Consider the following 12611-nt stretch of genomic DNA (forward strand, 5'->3'; position numbering starts at 1 on the left):
GTGATCATTGCTAGCCCTTTATCCCTCAAACAAGCTCGAACATCTCAGTTTTTTATTGTCAGCGTTGCTTAGCCAACAGAGCCAGTCGGAAGACACGGCCACTCTGTTCACACCGCAAACGATTCTGGTTGAAAGCCCCGGTATGCAACACTGGCTGAACATGTCACTGGCTCAGGACCGTTCCGTGGCGATGAACCTGTCATTCCCTTTGCCGGTCAGGTTCATGTGGGATACCGCACGTAAAATACTCGGGGAAGAACGGGTGCCGAAGCAGTCGCCGTTTCGGCGGGAAGTGCTGGTATGGCGGATAGACGCCATCATTCGCAGCGCTGCATTCTGTGAATTGCCGGAGGCTGAAGCGGTAAACCGTTACTGGCAGCAGTGCAGTAATGAAGAGGAAGCCAGTGTACAGCGCCTTCAATTTGCCACGGCGCTGGCAGACGTATACGAACAATACCTGTTATTCCGGCCTCAGTGGCTGTTCGCCTGGGAAGAAGGGAAGGGCGCAGACACCGGTAACAGCGATGAAGTCTGGCAGGCTGTTATATGGCGCGCGCTGGTAAAAGAGAACCGCGATCATCCGGCCCGGCTTCATGCCGATGCGATGCAAGCACTGGCAGAACGGGGCAGCGAACTGTCCTTACCGGAAAATATCATTGTTTTTGCCATTAACACCATGGCTCCGCAACTGGTGCAATTTCTCGATGCACTGGCTGTGCACACACATATCCATGTGTTTCACCTTAATCCCAGTGTGAATTACTGGGGCGAGGTAAAAAGTAACAAAGAGCAGGCGAAACTGTTACGGGAGTCCGGCCTGGCCCAATGGCAGGAAGCCCGGCAGGACAACCCCCTGTTAGGTAATCTGGGTCAGCAGGGGCGTGATTTGTTTAACCTGCTTACCCCCCTTGAAAGCTATGAAGTCAGCGCATTCGACACCGATCCCGTAGTAGCAGAAGAGCTGGCCGGCCGGCGCCTGCATGCCATGCAGGAGGATATCTTACATGCCTGTGCACCTGAAGCCCGTTCCGGTTTTAACAGCGAAGACAACAGCATTACAGTTGTCAGTGCTCATACGGCGCTGCGGGAAGTTCAGGCATTGCACGATTACCTGCTGACGTTAATGAATACCGCTACAGCTGACAGGGAAACAGTATTAAAACCGTCTGATATTGTAGTGATGTGTCCTGCAATTGAAGAATATGCTCCGTTTGTGGAGGCGGTTTTTCACCGTGTGGGCACGCCGGAAGCGGGCGATACTGACCCCCCCCGTATTCCGTGCTCCATCGCAGACCGTGCGCCCCTTGATGCCGAACCTATGATCGCCGCTTTTGTACGGTTACTCAGTTTGCCTGACAGTCGCTTTGAGGTTAGTCAGATCATTGATTATCTGCGTCTTGAACCGGTTCAGCGAAAGTTCCGGCTTACCTCTGAAGACATCGATATGATGAGCGAATGGTTGCACCAGGCACATGTGCACTGGGGTCGAAATGCAGCGCACAAATCTGCCTTACTTGATAAGGAAGCGGCTGAGACCTTTACCTGGGCCTGGGGATTGCGACGTTTGCTCACCGGCATGACTATGAAGGACTCACCGTCAATAGCCGGCGATATTCTGACTATTCCTGATGTGGAAGGGCAGAGTACAGTATTGCTGGGTAAGCTGCTCCATTTACTTGAAGCGCTTTCATTATTCGCCTCAGAATTGAAAGCGCCGCGAAATGCTGAAGACTGGCATGATTATCTCAATGAAATGAAAGCAGAATGTTTTGAAGCTACACCGGAAGATATGCCCGGCTGGGAAGCAATATCCAAAGCCACTGCTGATCTGGTAACCCATTGTGAGCAGGCCGGTTTCAGTGATGAACTTACACTGAGTCAAATCCGTGCGGTGCTGGTGAAAAAATTCACTACGCCGGATGCGGCTAACCACTTCCTCACTGGTCAGGTAACCTTTTGTTCCATGTTGCCTATGCGCAGCATCCCTTTCAAAGTGGTGTGTATTCTTGGCCTTAATGACGGTGAATTTCCCCGTCAATCAGCGCCGCTCAGCATCGACTTAATGGCAAAGACGCCCCGTAAAACCGGTGACCGTTCAAGACGTCTGGAAGATCGCTACCTGTTTCTGGAAGCATTAATCTCTGCCCGTGAATATTTGTATCTGAGTTATCAGGGACGGCGGGGAAAAGACAATACAGAACGTCAGCCGAGCCTGGTGTTATCAGAATTACTTGCGGTGCTCAGCAGCGGGTATGAATTTAAGCCATCCTGTGTCCGGCAGTTACCTTTACATCCGTTCAGTCCGGCCAACTTTGCCGGTGATATGCCATCGTTTGAAAGCGGCTGGTTCCGTCTGGCCGGCGCGGTAACGACTGTACCTGACGGAAGTCAGGGTGAGTTTGCTGCTACTTCTGCCCCGTTGCCACAGGCTGTTATCAGCACAGACGATATGGCAGGTGTTTTCGACAACCCGCTGCGGGCATTTGCCGGTCAGAGGCTGGGTGTCCGGCTGGAACAGGCTGAACCTTTGCTCGCCGATGAGGAGCCCTTCAGTGAAAACAATCTGCTGCGGTTTAATGCGTTAAGGGCCTTTACGGAGGCGGGTATTCACCAGCAGGATAAGACACTGGTGAGAGAAACGTTACAAAAAAGCGGTGACTTTCCTGATACCCCGCTGACACCTGCACTGATGGAAAGCTGGGAACAGGCAGGCGCACAATTATCTTCAAGCCTGGGTTTGCATATGGCAGAGCAGAACCATGTCAGCGCTGATCTTGGGGAATTACAGTTAGAAGCCGGTGCCTGGCTTGGCAGCGACGGCCTTAAAATGCTGCATTACGGTTCGCAGAACGCTAAAAGGATGATGGCTCAGTACCTGACGTTGTTGTGTTTTAACGCAAACGGGAATGATATGCCCCTGCAGGTTTTTTATCTGAAATGGGCAAAGGGACAGGCAGAGCTCAGGCAGGCGACATGGCACCCTGTCATGATGGAAGAAGCTCAGCAACGTCTTGAAGAAATTGGTGTATTGTACAGGCAGATATTAAGCGAACCGGTGCCTTGTTTTGCCGGGCTGGCAGTAGAACTGACGAAAAAATATACCGGTGGCCGGAAAAAAGAAAAGCCACAAATCCCGCTATCACAATGGTTGTCGTCGCCTGAGGGCTTAAAAACCTGGGAGAACGCACTGGACAGCGGTTTTATGCAGGCGAGCATCAACGACGACCCGTATGTGCGCTGGTTCTTCCCGCAAGGCTTGTTACCGGATCAATTTCCCTGTGAAGCCGCAGAGCGGTTTTTCGTGCCGCTGTTGTTAAATCAGAAAGATGGAAAAGTCTCGTGAGTGAATCTTCCGTGCAATCTTCCCCCCTTGATGTTATTGCCATGCCCCTTCGCGGCCGGCACTTAATTGAAGCCAGTGCCGGAACCGGTAAAACCTTCAATATCACCCGTATTTATCTCCGGCTGTTGCTGGAAAAAAACTTTACCGTGCAACAGATCCTGGTCATGACGTTTACCAAAGCGGCCACAGAAGAAATTAAAGGACGGATAGCTGAAACTCTTCGTGAAGCTGTTGATTTGTGGCGGCATGCGGCTTCTCAATCATCGTTACCGGACAGCGCCGATCCGGTATTTCACGCGCTGTATGCTGTTGCGCCGGGTGAGCCGGGGCTGGCAAAGCTGGAAGCGGCATTGCTGGATCTGGATGAAGCTGCGGTATTTACCATTCATGGCTTTTGTAATCACGTGTTGTCCCAACTGGCGTTTGCCAGCGGCTCGCCCATGTCTCTGACGCTTGAAACGGATACACAGGCGCTCTGGGAAGAAGCGGCAGCAGACTGGATACGGATTATGGCATTGCAACCGCAGCAATATGCGCTGCTCGCAGAAGCGGGCTGGCATGTGCCCGGGCAGTTTATCGCTGAGTTTAATCAGGCTATTAAGAGTGAGCTGGAACCGGAATACTGCGATGATGAAGCTGTTCTGCGCCAGTACGAAAAAGGACTGTCCAACCTGAAAGTACGCTTTCAGCACACGTTTCATGATTTATACAGCGAATTGAAAATCCATGAAGCACTCATCAGCGAGAAACTGATTTTAAGTAGAAAAGACAGTGAGCGGGATGAGCGGTCAGCAGAGTGGGAAGTGTTGCTGAACTGGCTGGAAGCAAAGCGGATTAGTGCTCCGGATAAAGCGGCGAAAGAATTTGTCAAAGGCACCAGGTATGCCAGACAGAAAGAGGTGAAGGCGGTCCTGGAGCCGGTTAAAGATTTCATCAATACCCTGGAAAAAGAGCTGGCGCAGCTGGACGCGGCAAAACAAAAAAATGAACAGCAACAACCGCTGTATAAACTGGTCTGTGAAGGCTTTGTATGGATACGGCAGCATGTAGCTACTGCAAAACGCAGGTTGGGCATTGTCGATTTTGACGACCTGATCCGTCTGCTGGCGCAGAAGGTGAGGGGTGGCGATGACACGCTGAAAAAAGCGCTGCGGGCGTTATATCCGGTGGCACTGATTGATGAATTTCAGGATACCGACGACAGCCAGTACAGTATTTTATCTGCGGTTTATCCTTCCGGCAGTGATAATTTGACCCTGATGATGATTGGCGATCCTAAGCAGGCGATTTACGGGTTCAGAGGCGGGGATATTTTCACTTATCTGGAAGCTGGCCGTCAGGCGGATTACCGGTGGGTGATGGATACAAACTGGCGCTCTGTTGCGCCCATGGTTGATGCGTATAACCGTCTCTTTTACGGTGCGCCTGTCGAAGCGCAAGCCCGTGATGTCTTTGGTTACGGTATCCGGTACGAGCCGGTAAAATCGACTGAGCATGCCAAAGCCGCGAAACATCCCCTGAGCGATCCTGCTGAGCGTGCCGCACTGAATTATGTGGTACTGGAAGCTGAAGAAGACACGCCGGCCAATGCCAATACGTTGTCCCTGCAATTGGCTAACTGGATGAGTCACGAGATTCAACGCTTGCTGTCTGAGGCAATGTTGGGAGATACAGCTTTACAGCCTGCTGATATCGCCATTCTCGTCCGCTCCGGGCCGGAAGCCGATCTGGTCAAAAAGGCATTGCGGCAGGTCGGGCTGGGTTCGGTTTATCTCAGTACCAGTACCTCTTTGTTCGCATCGGCAGAAGCTGCAGATTTATACCGTGTACTCGACGGCATATGGCACAGTGAGCAAATACGGCGTCTTTCTGCTGCCCTTGCCAGTCCGCTGATGGGGTATCCCCACGAAGAGCTCGTTGCCATGCTTCATGATGAAGACGATGACCTGTGGGAAGACTGCATGGCGGAAGTGGGCACACTTCGCCAGATATGGCTGAAACAGGGTTGTATGGCCGTGGTACTGAATTTGCTGCGGCGCAAATTCCGGGTCACCGGCCGGGATACTGAACGGCAACTGACCAACTATATGCATCTCGCGGAAGTGCTGGAACAACAGGTGGCGGCCACATTGCAGCCGGAGCAGCTACTGCAATGGTTGCACCGTCAGGTTCATGATCCTCAGTATGGTGAGGAACAAATCCAGCGTCTCGAAAGTGATGCGCGGCTGATTCAAATTATTACCCAGCACGGTTCTAAAGGGCTGGAATATCCGGTGGTTTTTGTGCCTTTTGCCAGCCGCTACCGTGACCCGGTAAAGCAGGGCACCCGGGATCTGACAATTTATAAATACTACAACAGCGAAACCGGAAAACAGACCCTGCAACTCGGGGCTACTGAGGAAGTGGCAGCACAGGTCCGTGATGAAGGTGAAGCGGAAGCCATGCGCTTATTGTATGTAGCCATTACCCGTGCGGCACACCGGTGTTACTTAGGCGTAGCCCCTTATAAAAATAATGAGCGCTCAGCGCTGGGTAAAGCCGCTGATGTGAAAGACGGGGAAAGCTGGTATTTGCCGGTAAACAAAGTGGAGCAGGAGAATGGCGGGCATACCCACTATTTGCAGGCCGCTGATTTACCTGCAGAGCCTCATTCCGGCCACACTGTTTCCGCACAAGCCAGTGAAGCACCACTGGCACTCAGCCAGTTCAGAGGCTCCGTTGAAGATGCATGGCGTTTATATTCTTTTACCGCGCTGACCAGACAGCAGATTGCGGTTAAACAGACTGCCCGTGACGAAGAAACCGACCTTGCAGTGCCGGGAAACGAGCCTGTAGCAGGCGAATTACCCATCCGTTTTACCCTTGATAAAGGGGCAACGGCCGGTAACTTGCTGCACGATTTGCTGGAAGTAACCGATTTCACTGCGCCAGACTGGCAGTCTCATCGCAGTCTGGCCAATCGCTTAAGCCTGAGTGATGATGATTTCAGCGCGCTCAGCTGCTGGATGGACGAAGTACTCGCCACGCCGCTGTGCGCCCCGGGACTGCGCGTTCCCCTCAACAGCCTGTCGCTGCCTGTTACATTGCGGGAGGCAGAATTTTATTTTCCGGTAGAGAAAGCTAACTGGTGGTCGGTCAGCCGTATTCTTACTGCCCACCGCAGCGCAGTAAACGGTGATAACGCGCTGGCAGTACCCAAGCTATCCCGTCCCATGCTGGAAGGTATGATGCACGGCTTCATTGATTTGATTTTTGAGCACGACGGGCGTTTTTATGTGGCGGATTATAAATCCACCCATCTGGGCGATACGTTCACCGGTTATTCTTTCAATGCGCTGGCCCACAATAACCAGCACCATTTGTACGATCTGCAATATTTATTGTATGCACTGGCATTGCACCGGTTTCTGACGGTCAGTAAACCGGATTATGACATTCACCGTCACCTTGGCGGGGTGTTTTATCTTTATGTACGCGGCATGCATCCTGACAACAGGGGTAGTGAAGGCGTGTTCTATACGCCCCTTGCGGCTGAACTCATTCTCGCACTGGATGCGGCCTTCAAAGGTGAAAACCGGGAGGTCGCGTTATGACAATACCTGCAATGAAAACCTACGCTGGTATCGAATTCATTGATTATTATTTTGCCCGCCATTATGCGCAGGCAGTGGATGCCTCAATCCGCACTGAGGCGTTTCATTTGCTGGTGGCATTGTCATGGCACTTGCGTCAGGGACATACCTGTCTGCCTCTGGCGGAAATTGCCGGAAAGCAATTGTTTGATGATGAGGAAGAGGAATGTGACGGGGTAACGTTTGCGGAACTGACACCCCTTATCAGGCTGGCAAGAACTTTGGCTGAAACCTTTGAAGATCCGCAACAGATGGTTTATCACAGAGGCAAGCTCTATACCGCCCGCTACCACGACTTTGAACAGGTTGTCTCAAAAGGTGTCGTGCAGCGACTCCACGCCAGACAATTTACTGATGAAGACTATACGCGGTTGCAAAAGCTCTGGCGGCATCTGTTTCCGGTTACGCCGGTTCTGGAACAGGACTGGCAGCAGATCGCGGTTGCCTGTGCACTGACACGGGAATTTGCAGTAATTAACGGTGGCCCCGGGACAGGAAAAACTTATACCGTAGCCCGTTTACTGCTGGCATTGCAGGCATCGTCGGAAAAAGCTCTGAACATTAAACTGGCGGCGCCTACCGGAAAAGCGGCTCAACGTTTAACAGAGTCAGTGAGTGACAGCCTGAATGGCATTACCGGCGCAGATATTGAGTCACTTAAAGCGCGTATAGTCACACAGGCCAGCACCTTGCACCGGTTACTGGGGATCCGGCCAAACCGGGTCAGACCGCGGCATCATTCCGATAATCCGGTGCAGTGTGACGTACTCATTATCGATGAGGCTTCAATGGTGGATCTTGCCCTGATGGCGCGGGTTTTCCGTGCCTTACCGGATGACGCCAGGGTCTATCTGGTGGGCGATGCCAATCAGTTACCTTCCGTTGAGTCAGGCAATGTGCTTGAAGCGCTGGCTGGCAATGATGACGACCGTCATCTTACTGTGCCTGCTGAGCTTGCCGCACACGTACATAAATTGTGTCCGCATTTACCCGGTCTTGCCACCGACGATGAACAGCTTACTACCGTGTTTTCTCTGAAAGTCAGTCAGCGTTACAGCGGTAAACTGGCAGAAATTGCAGTGGCGGTCAGAACCGGTAACAGCGATGACATGCTGGCACGGCTGACCCGGGTCAGTGAGCCGGTAACCGGTTTGTTGAGCCTGGAAGATGTTGTGCTCATGCCGCCACCTGAAAACACGGATTTCACCAAACTGGTAAAAGACAGCTTCGCACCATTGCAGCAGGCAACATCACCGGCTTCTGCACTGGCTGCTATGGGGCAATGCCGGTGGCTGACGCCGGTGCGCAACGGCAAAGAAAGTGTCAGCGAACTGAATGCGTCTATAGAGCGCGTTTTGCAGCCCGGCAAGCTGAATGGCCGGGATATCCACTACACAGGAAGGCCGGTGATGGTCATGGAAAATGACTATACACAGCGATTGTTTAATGGTGATACGGGCGTGATCTGGCCGGATGACAATAAACAACTGAAAGCATGGTTTACTGACGACCAGGGTGCGTTAAAGGCGGTGAGTTTATCCCGGTTACCTGCAGTAGAAACGGTGTACGCCATGACCATACACAAATCACAGGGCTCGGAGTTTCAGCGCGTGGTAATGTGGTTGCCGGAAGCAAGCGGTAAAGCAGCCAGCTTGTTTACCCGCGAATTGTTATATACCGGACTGACCCGGGCGAAAAAAGGGTGTGTGATGATAGGTCACACTCAGCGGATCAAAGAGATTATCGCTCAGCGGGCTACCCGTTTCTCCGGCTTACAGGCATGCATTGAAGAAAACTGGCATCACAGCTGAACATCAAACCTGAAAATAAAACAGGCAATCTGATTTGGCCGTTTCTGCCAGCCGGTTTACTACAATCAGCATAATGGGCATGGTCACTGTGAGACAATGGTCGTCAGCGCAGAACCAGGTGCTGACTGCTTCTCTGGGGCTTCTTCCGGCGATGCGGAAATGGCTGAGTTTATGATGGTCCACCCATCCGAGTACATCGCCGGGATTGACCTGTGTAAAACTCAGACCGGATATGTCCTGCCGCAACGTGCAATTGACGCCGAACACCGGTTTATCTGAATACGTCAGCGCCGCACTTCTTCTCAGTTCAAGTCTTCGAGGCTGTTTAAGTACGTTAACCAGCTGACGGGGATGGATTGATTCGGTATGCCAGAAATGCATCAGGCCTTTGTATAACTGACTACGCTGAAGACCGGTATATTCAGCCGGTGCATAGACAGAAATGAGGGGATAATCTGCAGATAAATCCGTAATCGCACCGGTCTTGAGGGGAGACCAGAGCAGATTGCCGGAGAAAAAAGACGTCAGAGCACAGGTATCTCTGTTTTCTGTCGCCGAAATGGCAAAGGTTTCTGTGAGCACGCAGGAGTCGTGGATATCGACCAGCGCACCGGGTTGCCATTTTTCAATCTGGTTGAGCAGTGTATTAGCGGGATGTCCGGGCTGGCAGATGAAAGGGTCGCGAAAGCAGCGGTTGAGATCCCGCTGACCCGGTAAATACGGATGACTGAATTGAGGAATCAGTTTCGCTGCTTCTACCGAGATAATCACAATTTTCATGTCCGTGGCAGGTTCGCCGCCATGGATCATGGTAGCCAGTAATGTTCGTAAACTGTTGCTGTTGTCTCCGTGCAGCAGGCTGGTAATTACTCTGCAGGGTGTTTCTTTCCCCTTTTTTTCCTTCCCTTTGATGTGCAGTACTGACGGGCCGGGCAATTGAGTTATGAAATCTGTTGCAGAGGCGGGGAGCAGTGCGGTATCCACATCATAAAAGTGATAGAAGCCGTCCTGATCAGTATCGGTTTTCCGGAATGCCGCCGTCATAATTATTCCTGTATCGCCATGAGATCCGTTATTCACAGAAAGCATAGTTGCCCGTGGTTTTTATGCGTTGACGCAGATCAAGAGGAAGGATTTCTGCAGAAATGGCCACCGTCCGGAAGAAATTCCACCCGACATTCATGGTAAAGGTGGGAGAGTTTAATCGCAAAACCAGCGTTATTCAGCGTGTGATCTTGCACCTTGTGAAACAATCAGGGTAGGGTAGGAAACGGAACTTCCCGTTCACTAAAACATAATAAATATAAATCCGCGCAGGCTTTTCTGCCTGTCGCAGACGTTCAGACACGACACTTGTTGAACTTATAATTTGGAGAACTCACTTTGCGCAAATCCCTCTCGATGTTGCTGCTGCTTGTCAGCAGTAATCTGTGGGCTGCACTGCCGTTGGTATCTGACTTTACGAAGGATATGACCCGCAGTGATGGCTACCTGCCATTCTATTACGATGCCGGCTCAGACAAAATTTATCTGCTGGTTAATAAACCTGATACCCAAATGCTGTTGCAGACCAGTCTGCCCCAGGGGGTAGGTTCTAATGATATTGGTCTGGATCGTGGTCAGCTTGGCCTGGCTCACCTGATTGTGTTTGAACGTCACGGTAACAAAGTGCTTATGAAAGAGCTGAACACCCGTTACCGTTCAGTCTCAGATAATGCTGCCGAACTGGCCAGTATTGATGAAGCCTTTGCAGACTCCGTGCTGGCGGGTTTTACCGCAGTCGCTGAGAACGGTGACAACGTCCTGATTGATTATACGTCGTATCTGCTCAGTGACGTGCACGGTATATCAAACCGTCTTACCCGTGCGAAGCAGGGCAGTTATAAACCTGACCCGTCACGCAGTGCTGTTTTTCTTCCACGCAGCAAAGGTTTTCCAAAAAATACGGAGCTGGAGTCTATTGTTACTTTTGCAGGTACTAATCCCGGTGAGTATGTAAAACAGGTTACCCCCAGTGCGGAAAGTATCACTGTGCATTTGCATCACTCGTTTGTAGAGTTACCTGGACCGGGTTATACGCCGCGGGCATATCATCCTTTTGCAGGGTACGGTAAGCAATATTATTTCGACTACGCCACGGATATTACTGAACCTACTGAAGTAAAATACATAGCCCGTCACCGTCTGCAAAAGAAAGACATTGATGCAAAGATGAGTGAGCCGGTAGAACCTATTATTTATTACCTTGATCCCGGCATTCCGGAACCGGTAATGAGTGCGCTTAAAGAAGGTGCTAGCTGGTGGAATCAGGCTTATGAAGCTATCGGCTATAAAGATGCTTTCCAGGTAAAAGTATTGCCTGAAGGTGCCGATCCTATGGACATCCGTTACAACATGATTAACTGGGTTCATCGTGCAACCCGTGGCTGGTCATACGGTTATTCAGTGAAAGACCCCCGTACCGGTGAAATCATTAAAGGCAATGTGACGCTTGGTTCGTTGCGGGTCCGTCAGGATTTTCTGATTGCTCTGGGTATGACCAGCCCGTTTGACGGTGAGCAGACAACAGATGCCCAGAAAGAGATGGCGCTGGCCCGTATCCGTCAGTTGTCAGCTCACGAAGTGGGACACACACTGGGCCTGTCGCATAATTTTGCTGCCAGTGAAGACGGCCGGGAGTCTGTGATGGATTATCCTCATCCCCTTATCAGCGTTAAGAACGACAAAATCGTGCTGGATGACGCGTATGATACCGGTATGGGCAAGTGGGACTTCCACACGATTGCTTACGGCTACCAGGACTATGCTTCTGAGGAAGCTGAAGCTGCCGGACTGGCTGCATTAATTGAATCGGACCGTGAAAAGGGTCTCGAATTTAAAACCGACTGGGACACCCGTTCTGCTTATCACCCTTCAAGTAATGGTCATATGTGGGACAACGGCAATGATCCGCTGGATGCCTTTGATGAAATAGCCGGTATTCGTAGTCTGGCGCTGAAAAACTTTGGAATGAATTCTATTCCTGATAATGCCAGTTTGTCGTCTCTTGAAGACGTACTTGTGCCGGTTTATCTGTCTCACCGTTATCAGCTGGAAGCTGTTTCCAAGCAGATTGGCGGCCTGAATTATGAATATGAGCGCAAAGGTGATTACAGCAAACCAAAAGGTGTGAGTTTTGTTGCTGCAGAGCGTCAGAAGCGGGCACTGAAACAATTGCTTGAAGCGACGTCACCGGCTTTCCTGCGCTTACCGGATGAAGTGCTTGCCCTTATCCCGCCAACGGCATTCGGCGATGATATTACCCGTGAGCAATTCAAAAGCCGTATGGGACTGGCATTCGACCCTGTCAGTGCCGCAGAAGCCGCAGCTAACTTCAGTTACAGCCTGTTACTGCATCCTGAACGCCTGAACCGTGTCTCCTGGCAGGCCAGCCAGTCGAAAGGGATCCCTGACGTGGCAGAAATTGCCGGCCGTATTTTTGCTATGCACTGGTATGACAAAAAGCAGGCTGATTATGGTCTGAATGCCAGATTACGCATGGTGGCGCTGAACGCTGTCATTAAAGCGGCAACGGCAGATGAGCTGGCGCCGGAAGCGAAACTGGCGCTGAATGATGCGCTTATGGAGCTTGACGAGTGGCTGGATGATAAAAGTAAATTGCCGGGCTCTGAGCTGTTACATAAACAACTCGGCGTATACTTTGAAACAGGCAGCTGGCCGGGGGCATTCGAACCTAAACCTCTGCCACCCGGTTCACCCATTTAAGCAGTGTCAGCAGGCAGTTTGTCTGCTAAATAACCGGTGTAATACGGAATAAAAAAACGG

5 protein-coding genes are annotated in these 12611 nt (G+C 51.3%); 4 read left to right on the forward strand and 1 reads right to left on the reverse strand.

Annotated features, from left to right (window positions below; translation table 11 throughout):
• Positions 1-7: 7 nt before the first annotated feature.
• Genes recC through recD form a run of 3 tightly spaced genes read left to right on the forward strand, consistent with a single transcriptional unit; the run spans position 8 to position 8786 of the window.
• Positions 8-3343 carry an exodeoxyribonuclease V subunit gamma gene (gene recC / locus ACXAGR_RS18585; protein ID WP_474845611.1) on the forward strand — a complete coding sequence of 1112 codons (3336 nt, stop codon included), beginning with the start codon at positions 8-10 and terminating at the stop codon, positions 3341-3343.
• Entirely contained in the window at positions 3340-6936 is a 3597-nt protein-coding gene (recB, locus tag ACXAGR_RS18590) for an exodeoxyribonuclease V subunit beta (protein ID WP_474851852.1), read from the forward strand. Before recC ends, recB begins: the two co-directional genes overlap by 4 nt.
• Positions 6933-8786, forward strand: coding sequence for an exodeoxyribonuclease V subunit alpha (recD, locus tag ACXAGR_RS18595; RefSeq protein ID WP_474851854.1), 1854 nt, complete (start codon positions 6933-6935; stop codon positions 8784-8786). The genes recB and recD overlap by 4 nt, the downstream gene beginning before the upstream one ends.
• Before the next feature lie 3 nt (positions 8787-8789).
• Here recD and ACXAGR_RS18600 read toward each other — a convergent pair whose 3' ends face one another.
• Entirely contained in the window at positions 8790-9830 is a 1041-nt protein-coding gene (locus ACXAGR_RS18600) for a M14 family metallopeptidase (protein WP_474851856.1), read from the reverse strand.
• A gap of 357 nt (positions 9831-10187) precedes the next feature.
• On the opposite strand from ACXAGR_RS18600, the gene ACXAGR_RS18605 reads away from it, so the two are divergent.
• A complete protein-coding gene (locus ACXAGR_RS18605; RefSeq protein ID WP_474852147.1) occupies positions 10188-12551 on the forward strand; it encodes a zinc-dependent metalloprotease in 2364 nt (787 codons plus the stop codon).
• Positions 12552-12611: the final 60 nt, after the last annotated feature.

This window comes from Alteromonas sp. ABH4_457, from assembly GCF_056160625.1.